Source organism: Paraburkholderia sp. IW21 (assembly GCF_041321145.1).
Taxonomy (GTDB): Bacteria; Pseudomonadota; Gammaproteobacteria; order Burkholderiales; family Burkholderiaceae; genus Paraburkholderia.
In genome coordinates, this window is sequence record NZ_JBGGWA010000012.1 from 218,762 (window position 1) to 232,667 (window position 13,906).

A 13,906-nucleotide genomic window follows, 5' to 3' on the forward strand; every position below is an offset into this window, starting at 1 on the left:
TTCGGAGCGTATGGGGTGTGTTGGCGACGCCGTTTCAGGCGTGCGCTGCGTGCGCCAGCACTTCGTCAACCCACTGATTGATACTCTTGCCAGCAGCGGCCGCTGCGATACCGACCGCGGCGTGCACTTCGGGGCGAATGCGCAGCATCAGTTTGCCGGACGCGGGCTTTTGCGGATCGCGTCCGGTTTTCGCGCAGTCTTCCAGGTAGTGATCGACCGCCTGATGAAAGTCATCGGTCAATTCGGTCACGGTTTCCCCGTGGAAACTGATCCGATCCGAAACGCCGAGCACACGCCCGACAAAAATGTTCTCGCGCGGATCGAATTCAACTCGCGCGAAATAGCCTTTGTACGTCATCGAATTCATCACGGTTCGACTCCAAGTTCGGTAAACCACGCACGCAATTCTTCCACCTGATATTTCCGCGCCTCTTTGCCAGGATGCGGTTGATGCAGATATCTGCGGCTGCCGTGTAACTCGAAAGCCACCCGAGACCCGGCGCCCTCTCGCACGTCTGCGCCAAGGGCCAGGATCAACGCTTCAATGTCAGCGAATACGATGCCGCCCTGAGTGGGCCTCTTGAATACGGCGTGGAGCGTGCTGAGGTGTTTTGATTTCATTGGAATGATAGCATAAATTGATAGCATTGGAAGGGCGCGCGCTGTCAGTGATCGAGGCATCGCGCAGGCTGTTTAACCCTCGCCGCGATACTCGTTGCCGATCACTTTGCTCGTCGTCGGTCCCTCTCTGACGCGTCCCCGAAAGCGCAGAGTTCCCCGCCAATCCGCCAATCTTTAATATCAACCCAAACGATCTAATAATGCTTAGCCTTAAAGCGCTCGCGCTATTCCGGCGTGTTGTCGCCTTCCGGCCAGCGGTTTTCGAACACGCAATCGGCGAGCGGCATGCGGCTCGCCCAGCGCTCGGTCTCCAGCATCGGCTCGCTGTAAAACTGATCGACGTGGCCGAGACACAGAATCGCCACCGGTCGCGCGCCCTCGGGCATATGCAGTAGCTTACGGACCGCGTCGACGTCGAATAGCGACACCCAGCCCATTCCCAAACCTTCCGCTCGTGCGGCCAGCCACATGTTCTGGATCGCGCACGCCACGGACGCAAGGTCCATCTCCGGCAAAGTGCGGCGCCCGAAGATGTGCCGCTCGCGGCCGTCCATCAGCGCCATCACCAGCAGTTCGCCGCATTCCAGCATGCCTTCCACTTTCAGCTTCATGAACTCTTCGCGCCGCTTGCCGAGGGCATCGGCGGTGGCGAGGCGTTCGCTTTCGACTGTCGCGTGCAAGGCCGTGCGCAAAACGGGGTCGGTGATGCGCGCGATGCGCCACGGCTGCATGAAGCCGACGCTAGGCGCGTGATGCGCCGCGTCGAGCAGGCGCTGCAACACGGCGGGGTCGACCGCCTCGCGCACGAAGTGGCGCATGTCGCGTCGTTCGTAAATCGCGCGGTAGACGGCCTCGCGCTCGGAGTCGTTAAAAGGCTTCGCCATGGAGCAGGGCGGCCGTGAAGGCCGGGTTGGAGGGCCAATAAGCGTGCATATAAGTGGCCACGATCGAGCCGCTGCGGAACACGTTTTCGCCAGGAGCGCCGCCGTGTGGCCGGGTGGCGGAACGCAGCGGCGTGAGCGGCGTCGTCAGTTTCGAATAGTGAAAGGTGTGACCGGTCATTGGACCGTGCGGGCTGTCGATCTGTTGCATGCCGAGCGCGGTGAAGCGCGTTTGCATCGTCGCATGGCCGGGCAGCAGCCCGAGCATGGGTGTGCTGGTGCCGCTCGTGTCGGTGAGTTGGTCGAGCAGGTAAAGCATGCCGCCGCATTCGGCGACAATCGGTTTGCCCGCAGCCGCGTGCGCTCGGATCGTCGCGGCACTGCGCGTGTTGCTTGCGAGCGTTGCAGCGTGCAGTTCGGGATAGCCGCCCGGAAGGTACAGGGCGTGCGTGTGCGCCGGAAGTGCATCGTCAGCGAGCGGCGAGAAGTATTCGATGTGCGCGCCGAGTGCTTCTAGAAGCGTGACGTTGGCCGGGTAGATGAACGAGAACGCGGCGTCGCGCGCGATCGCGATTGTCTTGCCTTCGAGAAGGTGCGGGAGCGTTTGTGGCTCAGGCTCGCCGAATTCCACCCGCGGCGGCAATTCAGTCAGCGCGGTTTGTGCGAGTGCATCGGCGGCGCGATCCAGGCGCATTTCCAGGTCTTCGATCTCTGCTGCTTGATGCAGGCCGAGGTGGCGATCGGGCAATTCGATTTCGTCGTTGCCTGTGATGTATCCGCACCAGCGCAGATCCGGCGGCAGCGCCTCTTCGAGCATTTGCGCGTGCCTCGCAGAGCCGACGCGATTGGCGAGCACACCGTAAAACGGCACTTGCGGCCTGAATTGCGCAAGGCCGAAGGCGATCGCGCCGAAGGTCTGCGCCATCGCTTTCGCTGAAATCACAGCGAGTACCGACACCCCGAACGTGGTTGCCAGATCGGCGCTGCTCGGCGTGCCGTCGAACAGGCCCATCACGCCTTCGATCAGGATCAGATCCGCTTCGGCCGCCGCTTGCGCCAGCAGATTGCGGCAGGCCGCTTCGCCCACCATCCACAAATCGAGCGACAACACCGGCGCGCCACTGGCGCGTGCCAGAATCATCGGGTCGAGGAAGTCTGGGCCGGTCTTGAACACGCGCACACGCCGCCCCAGCCGCCGGTGATAGCGCGCGAGGCCGGCTGTGATCGTGGTCTTGCCTTGACCCGAAGCCGGCGCGCTAATGAACAGGGCGGGGCACGCCGCGAAGGAAATCCCCTTTGGGGACGCGGACATGGTTCAGAACTCCACGCCGCGCTGTGCTTTCACGCCCTGCTCGCGATACGGATGCTTGACGATGCGCATTTCGGTGACGAGGTCGGCGGCTTCGATCAACGCGTCCGGCGCGTGGCGGCCGGTCACCACCACGTGCAGCATTTCAGCCCGCGCGTTCAGCACCGACAGCACTTCGTCGAGCGGCAGGTATTCGTACTTCAGCACCGTGTTCAGTTCGTCGAGGATCACCATCTGATAGTCGCCGCTTTCGATCATCCGGCGTGCTTCGGTCCAGCCTTTGCGCGCGGTGGCGATGTCGGCGTCGCGATTCTGCGTGTTCCAGGTGTAGCCGTCACCCATCGTGACGAAGTCGCAATTGGCGATCGCACCGAGGAAGTCGCGCTCCGAGGTATGCAGCGCGCCTTTGATGAATTGCACGACGCCGAGGCGCATACCGTGCCCAAGCACGCGCACAGCCATGCCGAAGGCTGCGGTGGTCTTGCCTTTGCCGGTGCCGGTGTTGACGATCAGAAGTCCTTTTTCAACGGTGGCGCCGGCCTGCTTTTTCTCGTGACCTTCGCGCCGGCGCTCGGTCATGCGTTGATGCGATTCGGGGTCGGTCTTCATGGAAGGTCCTGTTTTTGGGTATCGTTGTTTGTATGTTCGTGGGCGGGTGAAGCAGTCGTCGATGCGATCGCGACTGTGACGCCGTTGTGTACGGTTTTGCGCACGAGTAGCCGTGCATTGGGCGTTTCGAACGCGACTGACGCATGGGCCGCACCGGGTGCGTCGGCTGCGTCGGATTCGGTCGCCGCGGCGAGTAAGGCGCACGGCTCGCAGACGCCGTCTACGCCGAGATATTCACGAGCGGCCGCGGACGGGTCGTCCACGGGCGTCGCCGCAATCCGCTCGCGGCTGAACAGTTTCAGCGGCAACGCGTGACGTGCGCAGAATTCGAGCAAACCTGCTTCGTGAGCTTTGGTGTCGACCGAGGCAATCGTGCTGATTGCGTTGAATGCATACGCGCCGAGCGCGGCGCGCACAGCGGCTTCGATCTGCTCGACAGAACTGTGCAAGCGACAGCCGATGCCCACGGTCAGCGTTTTCATGGCTCGTCCGAAGCGTCCGAAGCATCAGAAGCGTCCGCCGCCGCCGAGTTAGCCGCTTGCGCCCCTCCCACCGCGCCAGCCTCACCAGTATTCGCAGCGGCCCGCGCGAGTGCCAGCGACGCCACTCCGCCGATCACCACGATCGCCGGGGAGCCGAGTCGGGCGCGTGAGACCGCTTCCGCGAACGCGCCGAGTCGCGCGAGCACGTGCCGTTGCTCAGGACGAGTCGCGGATTCAATCGCGGCACACGGCGTGTCGGCGCTCATGCCGGCCGCGAGCAACGCGCCGGCGATATCGTTCAGCCGCCGCATGCCCATATAAATCACCAGCGTCATGCGCGTGGCGACGAGTGCGGCCCAGTCCGGCTCGCCGCTGCCGGCGCCGTGGCCCGTGACGAACACCACGCCTTGCGTGTGATCGCGATGCGTGACCGGAATGCCGATCGCCGCGGGCGCCCCGATCCCCGCCGTGATGCCGTTGATCACGTCCACCTCGATGCCCGCTGCATGCAGCGCCTGCTGTTCTTCGCCGCCGCGGCCAAACACGAACGGATCGCCGCCTTTCAAACGCGCGACGCTGCGCCCGGCCTGCACGTGTTCGAGCATCTGCGCGACGATGCCGGCCTGCGGCGTCGACGGATGCCCACCCCGTTTGCCGACGTACACGACCAGCGCGTCGGCGCGCGCGAACTGCAGTACGTCGGGGTTCACCAGATCGTCGACCAGCACCACGTCGGCTTGCGCCAAGGCGCGAATCGCCTTGAGGGTCATCAGTTCGACGTCGCCGGGGCCGGCGCCGATCAGCCAGGCGCGGCTCATTGCGGCATGCATGGCGTGCGCCATGTCGTGACAAGCGGGAAAAGGCGGAGCGGCAATGCGCTCCAGATGGCGGAAATCGAGGTCATGCGGTGCTACGAGAATTACGCACGACGATAAACGCCACTCGCGCGTTTCCCATAGGGAAACGCAAACAGCGGCGCCACGTCGTGCTTCAGCGCCTTCACATCCGTCCCTCGCGGATTCCGGCGGCCGGCAGCGTGACGTTCGCCGCCTCCGCGTCTGGCCGGTATCCGGGCTGGCGGCCTCATGCGTTTTGCCTTCCCGTCGGATTCCTCAGACAGTGGCATCAAAAACGCATGCGCGATGCGAAAGCACCGCAGGTCGCTTACCGTTGCGGGGACAGCACAGGTTGAGCGCAGCGAGCGCGGCCTGTTTCCCGTTTAACTGCACATGCGAACGCATGTGCGGGCACCAAACGCGCGCATACGATAGCACACCACAGGCGGCGCCGGCACTGCGGAAAGGCCCTGCCGAGGCCCGCTGCCGAGGCCCGCGTTTTCTTGACGGCGCGGGGCCGCGGGCCTACACTCGCACGCACTTTGGTGCTCGTGTGCGCGCTCGTGCGCATGCAGTTAAACGGGAAACAGGGTGCCCGCCTGCCATGGATAGGGTCAACCTGTGCTGCCCCCGCAACGGTAAGCGAAAAGCGGTTCCAGGTTGATTGCCTGGCGCCGCGGAGCCGGCTTCGATGTCCACGCGCAAGGCCGCGTAGGCATATACCCACTGGGCGAGAAACCACTCGCTCGGGAAGGGGAAGCGGCGCTTTCGCCAGCCCGGATACCGGCCAGAATACGAAGAACGAACGCCGCGGGGATGCGGCGCTGCGTTCATGATCTCATTCGCGTTTTCTGTTTTTCTGTTGCCTGGGTAACGCCGTTGTTCATCCCCGTGTTTTGTTATCGTCCGTGCTTTCAGGGCATCAGCCCCGTTGGCTTGACCGATACAGACAAACGCGCCGGCGTGCACGTGCAACTCCTACGGATGGACCTCACGATGCAAACTCAAATGCGCAAGATCCCCGTCACCATCGTCACGGGCTTTCTCGGCAGCGGCAAGACCACACTGTTGCGGCACATTCTTCAGCATGCGGGCGGCAAGCGCATCGCGGTGATCGTCAACGAGTTCGGTGAACTCGGCATCGACGGGGAAATCCTCAAGGGTTGCGGGATCGGCTGCGATGAAAACGGCGTCGAGACTGAAGGCCAACTGTATGAACTCGCGAACGGCTGCCTCTGCTGTACCGTGCAGGAAGAATTTTTCCCGGTGATGGAAAAACTGGTGGAGCGCCGCGAGCAGATCGATCACGTGCTGATCGAAACCTCGGGTCTCGCGTTGCCGAAGCCGCTGGTGCAGGCGTTCAACTGGCCGCAGATCAAGAATAGCTTTACCGTCGACGCGGTAGTCACCGTGGTGGACGGTCCCGCCGTGGCGAGTGGCCAGTTCGCCGACAATCCACTTGCCGTGGATGCGCAACGCAAAGCCGATCCGAATCTCGATCACGAATCGCCGTTGCACGAACTGTTCGAAGATCAATTGTCTGCGGCTGATCTGGTGATTCTGAACAAAACCGATTTGCTCGACGAATCGCATCAAGCTTCAGTCGAGGCCACCATCCGCGAGGAAATTCCGCCGCAAGTGAAGATCGTGCGCGCGCAGAGGGGTCAGCTCGATCTGCATACCTTGCTGGGCCTCGAAGCAGCTTCTGAAGAAACGATTCACCTGCGCCACGATCACCATGGTTCGGCTGACGACGCCGATCATCACCATGACGAATTCGATTCGGTGGTCGTCCACGCGAATGTTTCGTCGCGCGAAGCGGCGATCGCCGCGTTGCAAGGGCTGGTCGAGACGAACACGATTTACCGTGTCAAAGGTTTCGCGGCGTTGCCGGGCGCGGCAATGCGTCTGGTGATCCAGGGCGTGGGCCGTCGTTTCGATAGTTACTTCGATCGCCGTTGGCAAGCCGGTGAAGCCGGTGAGGGACAGCAAAGCCGTTTCGTGCTGATCGGTGAAGACCTGGATCAAGCCGTTCTGCAGCACGCCTTCGAAGCCGCATTGGCCGCAGTTCCGCGCGCCCAGCCGCAACAGGCGTAACCGGTCATGCATCTGCTGCGCACTACGCCGGGCGGCTTTGTCGACGATACGCAAGGCGTGATCCGTATCGATCAGCAGCCCGCCGATATCGTGGTGCTCAGCTCGGCCGATACCACGCTGTCGCTGCTCGCCAGCGTGTTTCCTCGGCTGGGGGAAGGCTTTCCGAGCGTGCGGCTCGCGAACGTCACGTATTTGCGGCAGCCGGCTTCGGTCGATTTTTATGTCGAAGACGTGTTGCAGCATGCGCGTGTCGTGGTGGTCGATCATCTTGGTGGCGAGGCGTATTGGCCTTACGGGATCGAACAGGTGGTTGCGCTCGCCGAGCGCAAGCAGCAGACGCTCGCGATGTTCTCCGGCGATCTGCAGGAAGATCCGAACCTGCTTGCACGTAGCACCGCCGACGCGGATCTGTGTCATCAGTTATGGCGCTATCTACGCGAGGGCGGTCCGCAGAATGCCGAGGCGTTCCTGCGCTGCATCGCCCACCGCGAGCTCGGCTGGGGGCGCGAGCCGGCGCCGCCGCGCGCGTTGCCTGCCGCTACGCTCTACCATCCCGAACGCGATACGCCGACGATTGCCGACTGGCAGGCGCGTTGGCGCACGGACGCGCCAGTCGCCGCGATTCTGTTTTACAAGGCGCATCTGCAAGCGGCCAATACCGCCGTGTTCGACGCCCTTATCGATGCGCTCGGCACGCAAGGCCTGAATCCGCTGCCGATCGCGATTACCTCGCTGAAAGATGCGATGAGCCGCGAAGTCGTGCAGCAGTTGTGCGCGCAACATGATGTCGCGCTGGTGCTGAACACGACCGCATTCGCCGCGTCAGCCATCGACGACCCCGAGCCGATTGCGCTCGCCGGCGACGCGCCGGTGATGCAGGTGATCCTGAGCGGCGGCAATCGCGAGGACTGGCTCAAGGACAATCAAGGCCTCAACTCGCGCGATATCGCCATGCATATCGCGCTGCCGGAAGTGGACGGCCGCATCATCACGCGGGCCATCAGTTTCAAAGGGCTCGCCTATCGTTGTCCCCACACCGAAGTCGATGTGGTCCGTTATCAGCCGGACCTCGAACGTGTCGGCTTTCTTGCCGAACTGAGCCGCCGCTGGTGCCGTCTGCGCACGCTCGATAACGCGGACAAGAAAGTTGCGCTGATTCTCGCCAACTATCCGATGAGCGAAGGGCGCATCGGCAATGGAGTGGGGCTCGATACGCCGGCCTCGGTGGTCGGCATTCTGTCGATGCTGGGCGACGAAGGGTATCGGTTAGGCGAGTTGCCCGTCGACGGCGATGCGCTGTTAAAGAAGCTGACTGAGGGCGTGACGAACGATCCGGTCGTGCGTGATTTGCGGCCCGCGCTGCAAAGCCTCGCGCTCGACGATTATCTTTTGTACTTCAACGCGTTGCCCGCTGAAGCGCGCAATGCGCTGAACGCACGCTGGGGGGCGCCCGAACAGGATCCGACGTTGCGGCGTGGCCGGTTCATGATCGCAGGCTGGCGCTGCGGGCATGCGTTCGTCGGGATTCAGCCGTCACGTTCGCGCGAGCAGGGCGACTACGCGAGCTATCACGACGCCGATCTCGTGCCGCCGCATGCGTATCTGGCTTTCTATTTCTGGCTGCGTCACCCGTTCGGCATCGACGCGGTCGTGCATGTCGGCAAGCATGGCAATCTTGAATGGCTGCCGGGCAAGAGCGTCGCGTTGAGCGACGCCTGCTGGCCCGATCTGATTCTTGGGCCGATGCCGCATCTGTATCCGTTCATCGTCAATGATCCAGGCGAAGGCAGTCAGGCGAAGCGTCGCGCGCAGGCCGTCATCATCGACCACCTGATGCCGCCGCTCACGCGCGCCGAGAGTTACGGACCGTTGCAGGATCTCGAGCGCCAGGTCGACGAATACTATGAAGCGCTAATGGTCGATCCGCGCCGCTCGAAGCTGTTGAGGCGCACGATTCTCGCGACCATCGTCGAACATAAGCTGCATGAAGAGCTGAGTCTTGACAGGCCGAACGGGCAGGACGATGAAGATGCGCTGCTGACGCGCGTCGATGCGTGGCTGTGCGAGTTGAAGGAAGCGCAGATTCGCGACGGTTTGCATACGTTCGGGCAATCGCCTGAAGGAGTGCAGCGGCGCGATACGTTACTGGCGCTAGGGCGCTTTCCGGTCGGCGATGGCCAACGCGGTAAGGCAGGTTTGATCGACGCCTTGGCGCGTGATCTGCGGATGGATCATCTGTTCGATCCGTTGTCGGTGGATTGGTCGGCGGTGTGGGACGGTCCGCGTCCTGACGTTTTACGGCGGGTGAGCGATGCGCCGTGGCGGCACAGCGGCGATACGCGCGAGCGTCTGGAACTGTTGGCGGCCGAGATGTTGCGGGGTGTGTGTGGCGATGAAACGCACGCTACTGTGTCCGCTGCTGGGGCCTTACCGCAGGCCGAATGTGTAATCGAGCGCTTGCGTCACGACGTGCTGCCTCGGCTTGACGCCTGCGGTCAACAGGAAATGTCGAATCTCAAACGCGGCCTCGAAGGGCGCTTCGTGCCGCCGGGGCCGAGCGGTTCACCGTCGCGTGGACGTCCGGACGTGCTGCCCACCGGCCGCAACTTCTATTCGGTCGATACGCGTGCCGTTCCCACTCAGGCGGCGTGGTCGCTCGGTTTGAAATCCGCGCAGCAACTGATCGAGCGGCATCTGCAGGAAAAAGGCGACTACCCGCGTGCGATTGGGCTCTCGGTATGGGGCACCGCGACCATGCGCACCGGCGGCGACGACATTGCCCAGGCACTTGCTTTACTCGGTGTGCGACCGAAGTGGGCACCGGGCAGTCATCGTGTGACCGACTTCGAGATCATGCCGATCGAGGCATTCGACCGGTCGCGTATCGACGTCACGTTGCGTGTGTCCGGCTTTTTCCGCGACGCCTTCGCGAACGTGATGCATTTGTTCGACGCCGCCGTGCAGGCGGTGGCCGAACTCGACGAGCCTGAAGACCTGAACCCGATCCGCGCGCGCGTGCTGCGCGAACGGGATGCGCTCATCGCGCGCGGCATGGACGCCGCCGAGGCGCGCAAGCGTGCCGGCTGGCGTGTGTTCAGTGCGCGCCCTGGCGCTTACGGTGCCGGTCTGCAGGACATGATCGACTCGCAGCAATGGCAAACCGACGCCGATCTCGCGAACGCGTATCAGGCGTGGGGCGGTTATGCCTACACGCAAAAAAGCGCTGGCGAAGAAGCGCGGCACGCATTCGGCACACGTCTCGCCGCGATGGACGTAGTACTGCAGAACCAGGACAACCGCGAGCACGATCTGCTCGATTCGAACGACTATTACCAGTTCCAGGGCGGCATGGTCGCGGCGGTGCGGCATCTGACGGGCAATCAGCCTCAGGTGTACCACGCGGATCACAGCAATCCGGCGGCGCCGCGCGTGCGTACGCTGCACGAAGAGATCGCCCGCGTGATCCGCTCGCGCGTGGTCAATCCGAAATGGCTCGATGGTGTGAAGCGTCACGGCTACAAGGGCGCCGCTGAAATCGCCGCGACGGTCGACTATCTGTACGGCTACGATGCGACCGCGCGCGTGATCGCCGATTACCAATACGCGCTCGTCACCGATGCTTATCTGAACGACACCGATACGCGCGAGTTCTTGCAGCGGCACAATCCGCACGCCATGCATTCGATCTGCGAGCGTCTGCTCGAAGCGATGCAGCGCGGTTTGTGGCAAGCACCCGGCGACTATCGCGAGCAAGTCGAACAGCATTTGCTCGCGAGTGAGCAGCAGATCGAAGGAATGCAAACATGAACGCTGCGACTCAACGATCCGCTTTTCCCTTTGCCGCGCTGATCGGCCAGGCGCCGTTGCAACAGGCGCTCTTGCTGGCCGCGATCGATCCGGGTCTAGGCGGCGTGCTGATCAGCGGGCCGCGCGGCACGGCGAAGTCGACTGCCGCGCGCGCGCTCGCTGAACTGTTGCCGGAAGGACAACTGGTGAATTTACCGCTCGGCGCCAGTGAAGACCGCTTGATCGGCACGCTCGATATTGAAACTGTGTTGCGCGATGGCTCAGTGCGTTTTTCGCCCGGTTTGCTTGCGAAAGCGCATCGCGGTGTCCTCTATGTCGATGAGGTGAATCTGCTGCCCGACGCGCTCGTCGATGCATTGCTCGATGCGGCGGCGAGTGGGATGAATACCGTTGAGCGCGATGGCGTTTCGCATAGTCACGACGCGAGCTTCGTGCTGATCGGCACAATGAATCCGGAAGAAGGTGAGTTGCGGCCGCAACTGATCGATCGCTTTGGCTTGATGGTCGAGTTGCAGAACTGCTTTGAGCCGCAGGTGCGTCAACAGATTGTGAAAGCACGTCTTGCGTTCGATCTCGATCCGCAGGGTTTTCGCGCGGAATATGCGCAGCAGCAGGAGACGTACGTTCAGCGGATCCGTGCGGCGCGCGAAGCGCTGCCGCGACTTGCGTTCGACGATGCCGTGCATGCGCATGTCAGCGCGCTGTGCATCGAGGCCACGGTGGATGGTCTGCGTGCCGATCTCGTGATGCTGCGTGCGGCGAGAGCCTTGGCGGCGCTGGAGCGGGCGGATGCGGTCACGGCGGAGCATGTCGAGCGGGTCGCCGAGGCGGTGTTGATGCATCGGCGCCACGATCACGAGGCTCGTGCAGGGGGCGGCGCGTCTGAGAACGAAACACCGCATGCTTCTATCGAGGCGAAGGCGTCTTCGCAAGATGCAGCGCCGGGCGTCGCTGCCGGCGATAGCGATTGGGGCTACTTGCCGCCGCAGCCCGCGAGCGTCGCGCAGGTCAAAGGCGTTATTCCGCTCACCGCAAAAAAACGCTAAGCCATCGGAAGGGCGCCGCCGCTGGCTCGCGCAGCGGTTTTCGATGGCGGCAAGGTGCGGGTACAGGTTCGCGCAGCCGCTTGAAAGGCGCGCCGGGCAAGCGCATTGCATGGGCGCCGACGCTCGCCGCGATGCGGCAAGACAGGCTGCGCGCGGAGCATCTTCGCTTCGTGCCTGAGGCGCCGCGAGGCGGTGTGCTGCACTGCTTCGTGCTCGACTGTTCCGGGTCCATGCTTGGCGGCCAGCGCCTCGCGCTCGCCAAGGGGCTGCTGATTGCATTGTTTGATCGCGCCAGTGCCTCGCGTGCCGAGGCGGCGCTGGTGTGTTTTGGCGGGGCTGGCGCGGATCTGCGTTTCGGTCCCGCCGTGCCGCGCTGGTGGAACGAGCGATGGCTAAGGCCAGTGGGTGGCGGCGGCGGAACGCCGCTAGCGTCCGGCGTGCGTCAGGCAGCGCAAGTGCTTGCGCGCAGTGCCCGTCGCAAGCCCGCGCAGCAGCGCTGGCTGTGGATCTTGACCGATGGCCGCAGCGGCGACCAGCCGGTGCGGCCACTCGACGCGGACGAAGTCGTGTTCGTCGATTTTGAGCGTGAGGCGATACGGCTGGGCCGCTGCCAGGCGCTTGCCGATGCCTGGCGCGCGACGCGTTTTACGCCGGAAGAGCTGATCGGCTGAACAGCGCGTGCACCGCGCTGTTCTCGTGCGCTTATTTCAAACCGTTCGACCAGTACAGGACGTCGTCCTGGCGGTCGAATACGAAGGCTTTCATCGCCATCTGTTGCGCTGCGTCGAGTTGATCGAGTTCGAGGCCGTGGGTCGACGGCTCGCCCGGCGCGCTGCCTTTCTGCACATTGCGGATGACCGCCGTGGTTTCGATCTCTGTGTCCAGATCCGCTGATTGGAGGCGGAAGGCGACGCGCAGTCGTTCGCCGATTGCTCCCAAGGTCCACGAGGCGGTCAGCGACATGCCGAGTGCGCTGATGCCTTTTGCGAGGCCAAGCCCTTCATACGCATCACCCGTTTCGCCGATGCCGAAGCGTACCGCGAGGTGCGCGTGGATGCGAATCGACTTGCGTTCGCGCAGGCGGCGGATCGCGCCGGGTTTCGACAGCACGATGTAGTCGAATGGGGAGCGGCAAACTGCCTCGACCGTGCAGACGAAACGAAATACGGCGTGGCTCGCTATGGCGACGATCTCGACGTTTTCACCGAGGCCTAGCGGCAGGATGCGGCCTTCTTGCAGCGGCGGCGTGACGAATAGTGCGTGGTTGGGCGCGAAGCCGATGATGCGGCATGGGTGCATGGGGGCGCCGCTTCCGAGCTGGGAGCGTATGCCTATTAATGCACCTATTGTCAGGTGCATGTCATTTAGTGTGAGTTGGCCGGTGGTAGCGACTGGCTGTTCGGGTTTGGGTTCCGGTTGCGTGACCGGGCCCAGCAAGTCGCCGCGGTGCGGGTGGAAGTTGTCGAACAGGAATTTGCGCTCGTCCGTCGTCGCCAGGATCGCGCCGCTGGCGAAGAGGAGCGTGCCGTCGGAGTCCGCGATCGGCCAATCGAGGGGCGTGCCTACTGGCACTGCATCCTGGATAAGAGACGGCGATGGGGTTGCAGGCGTTGGCTTCGCGATTCGGGCTTCTGCTAGGTTTTCCATGGGCGGCGACAAAATATGTGACGGGTTGACGTGTTTACGGCTGCGCCGGGTGGAAGCTTTAGGTTTTTTTGCGTTTGGTTTCCGTTCTTTCTTTTTTGTTGTTTGGTTGGAAGGGTTGTAGTGGTCGTGGGAAGCTCTCGAAAAAATTAACTCGGATGCCTAACTATTGTGTGGCACATGGAGGAGAAGCAGTTTCGGTGCTTCTCAACTTTTTGAAATTAATTGCATGAGGGGGTTGACGAGGGTGCGGGTCGCATCGCATAATTCGCCTCCCGTTTGATGACGGACGCGAAGAAAGCAGAGCTTCTGAGCGAGTGATCTTTAAAAATTAACAGCCGATAAGTGTGGGCGCTTGATGCGCGACGCGCGGTGGACTTTTCGGGGTCTGCCGGAAGCGAAAGTATCAAGACTCACACGAGTATTAAAGGAAGGTTTTCCTGTTGAAAGACAGGGGGATCATTCGTCAGTACGTTGAGTGAGCGACCGGGTTCGGAAGAGCCCGAAAAACAGTAACAGGTTTGAACTGAAGAGTTTGATCCTGGCTCAGATTGAACGCTGGCGGCATGCCTTA

The 13,906-nt window shown here is 62.7% G+C and carries 12 protein-coding genes and 2 riboswitches; of the genes, 4 read left to right on the plus strand and 8 right to left on the minus strand.

Annotation, left to right across the window (positions count from 1 at the left end; genetic code table 11):
* Nucleotides 1-34 precede the first annotated feature (34 nt).
* From ACAX43_RS26245 to cobA, 7 genes are all read right to left on the minus strand, one after another.
* Nucleotides 35-370, minus strand: coding sequence for a type II toxin-antitoxin system HicB family antitoxin (locus tag ACAX43_RS26245; protein ID WP_370711314.1), 336 nt, complete (start codon nucleotides 368-370; stop codon nucleotides 35-37).
* Nucleotides 367-681 carry a type II toxin-antitoxin system HicA family toxin gene (locus tag ACAX43_RS26250; RefSeq protein ID WP_370711315.1) on the minus strand — a complete coding sequence of 105 codons (315 nt, stop codon included), beginning with the start codon at nucleotides 679-681 and terminating at the stop codon, nucleotides 367-369. Before ACAX43_RS26250 ends, ACAX43_RS26245 begins: the two co-directional genes overlap by 4 nt.
* 164 nt (nucleotides 682-845) lie before the next feature.
* Nucleotides 846-1,505 (minus strand): 5,6-dimethylbenzimidazole synthase, encoded by a 660-nt coding sequence (bluB, locus tag ACAX43_RS26255; protein ID WP_370711316.1) that lies wholly within the window; start codon nucleotides 1,503-1,505, stop codon nucleotides 846-848.
* Nucleotides 1,489-2,814, minus strand: coding sequence for a cobyrinate a,c-diamide synthase (locus tag ACAX43_RS26260; protein WP_370711317.1), 1,326 nt, complete (start codon nucleotides 2,812-2,814; stop codon nucleotides 1,489-1,491). The genes bluB and ACAX43_RS26260 overlap by 17 nt, the downstream gene beginning before the upstream one ends.
* A gap of 3 nt (nucleotides 2,815-2,817) precedes the next feature.
* Nucleotides 2,818-3,420, minus strand: a complete 603-nt coding sequence (gene cobO, locus ACAX43_RS26265; protein WP_370711318.1) for a cob(I)yrinic acid a,c-diamide adenosyltransferase — start codon at nucleotides 3,418-3,420, stop codon at nucleotides 2,818-2,820.
* Entirely contained in the window at nucleotides 3,417-3,902 is a 486-nt protein-coding gene (locus tag ACAX43_RS26270) for a cobalamin biosynthesis protein (protein ID WP_370711319.1), read from the minus strand. Before ACAX43_RS26270 ends, cobO begins: the two co-directional genes overlap by 4 nt.
* Nucleotides 3,899-4,720 (minus strand): uroporphyrinogen-III C-methyltransferase, encoded by an 822-nt coding sequence (cobA, locus tag ACAX43_RS26275; protein WP_370711320.1) that lies wholly within the window; start codon nucleotides 4,718-4,720, stop codon nucleotides 3,899-3,901. The genes ACAX43_RS26270 and cobA overlap by 4 nt, the downstream gene beginning before the upstream one ends.
* Nucleotides 4,721-4,944: 224 nt before the next feature.
* Nucleotides 4,945-5,172: riboswitch (cobalamin riboswitch) on the minus strand.
* Nucleotides 5,173-5,264: 92 nt separating this feature from the next.
* Nucleotides 5,265-5,545: riboswitch (cobalamin riboswitch) on the plus strand.
* 189 nt (nucleotides 5,546-5,734) lie between these two features.
* Between cobA and cobW the strand changes: the two genes are divergently transcribed.
* The 4 genes from cobW (at nucleotide 5,735) to ACAX43_RS26295 (ending at nucleotide 12,359) form a co-directional block, all read left to right on the plus strand.
* Complete coding sequence (gene cobW / locus ACAX43_RS26280; RefSeq protein WP_370711321.1) at nucleotides 5,735-6,835, plus strand: cobalamin biosynthesis protein CobW; 1,101 nt, start codon at nucleotides 5,735-5,737, stop codon at nucleotides 6,833-6,835.
* A 6-nt stretch (nucleotides 6,836-6,841) separates the two neighbouring features.
* Complete coding sequence (gene cobN, locus ACAX43_RS26285) at nucleotides 6,842-10,642, plus strand: cobaltochelatase subunit CobN (protein ID WP_370711322.1); 3,801 nt, start codon at nucleotides 6,842-6,844, stop codon at nucleotides 10,640-10,642.
* On the plus strand, nucleotides 10,639-11,688 hold the full coding sequence (locus ACAX43_RS26290) for an ATP-binding protein (RefSeq protein WP_370711323.1): 1,050 nt from the start codon (nucleotides 10,639-10,641) through the stop codon (nucleotides 11,686-11,688). Before cobN ends, ACAX43_RS26290 begins: the two co-directional genes overlap by 4 nt.
* Before the next feature lie 131 nt (nucleotides 11,689-11,819).
* Nucleotides 11,820-12,359 carry a VWA domain-containing protein gene (locus tag ACAX43_RS26295; RefSeq protein ID WP_370711339.1) on the plus strand — a complete coding sequence of 180 codons (540 nt, stop codon included), beginning with the start codon at nucleotides 11,820-11,822 and terminating at the stop codon, nucleotides 12,357-12,359.
* Between the two features lie 31 nt (nucleotides 12,360-12,390).
* On the opposite strand, the gene ACAX43_RS26300 is transcribed toward ACAX43_RS26295, so the two are convergent.
* Nucleotides 12,391-13,335 (minus strand): flagellar brake protein, encoded by a 945-nt coding sequence (locus ACAX43_RS26300; protein WP_370711324.1) that lies wholly within the window; start codon nucleotides 13,333-13,335, stop codon nucleotides 12,391-12,393.
* Nucleotides 13,336-13,906 lie beyond the last annotated feature (571 nt).

Bases quoted from the DNA above. Each gene is read 5' to 3' on its own strand.
- ACAX43_RS26250 (WP_370711315.1), bottom strand. From the start codon at position 681: ATGCCTCGATCACTGACAGCGCGCGCCCTTCCAATGCTATCAATTTAT.
- bluB (WP_370711316.1), bottom strand. From the start codon at position 1,505: ATGGCGAAGCCTTTTAACGACTCCGAGCGCGAGGCCGTCTACCGCGCG.
- ACAX43_RS26260 (WP_370711317.1), bottom strand. From the start codon at position 2,814: ATGTCCGCGTCCCCAAAGGGGATTTCCTTCGCGGCGTGCCCCGCCCTG.
- cobO (WP_370711318.1), bottom strand. From the start codon at position 3,420: ATGAAGACCGACCCCGAATCGCATCAACGCATGACCGAGCGCCGGCGC.
- ACAX43_RS26270 (WP_370711319.1), bottom strand. From the start codon at position 3,902: ATGAAAACGCTGACCGTGGGCATCGGCTGTCGCTTGCACAGTTCTGTC.
- cobA (WP_370711320.1), bottom strand. From the start codon at position 4,720: ATGAGCCGCGCCTGGCTGATCGGCGCCGGCCCCGGCGACGTCGAACTG.
- cobW (WP_370711321.1), top strand. From the start codon at position 5,735: ATGCAAACTCAAATGCGCAAGATCCCCGTCACCATCGTCACGGGCTTT.
- cobN (WP_370711322.1), top strand. From the start codon at position 6,842: ATGCATCTGCTGCGCACTACGCCGGGCGGCTTTGTCGACGATACGCAA.
- ACAX43_RS26290 (WP_370711323.1), top strand. From the start codon at position 10,639: ATGAACGCTGCGACTCAACGATCCGCTTTTCCCTTTGCCGCGCTGATC.
- ACAX43_RS26295 (WP_370711339.1), top strand. From the start codon at position 11,820: ATGCGGCAAGACAGGCTGCGCGCGGAGCATCTTCGCTTCGTGCCTGAG.
- ACAX43_RS26300 (WP_370711324.1), bottom strand. From the start codon at position 13,335: ATGGAAAACCTAGCAGAAGCCCGAATCGCGAAGCCAACGCCTGCAACC.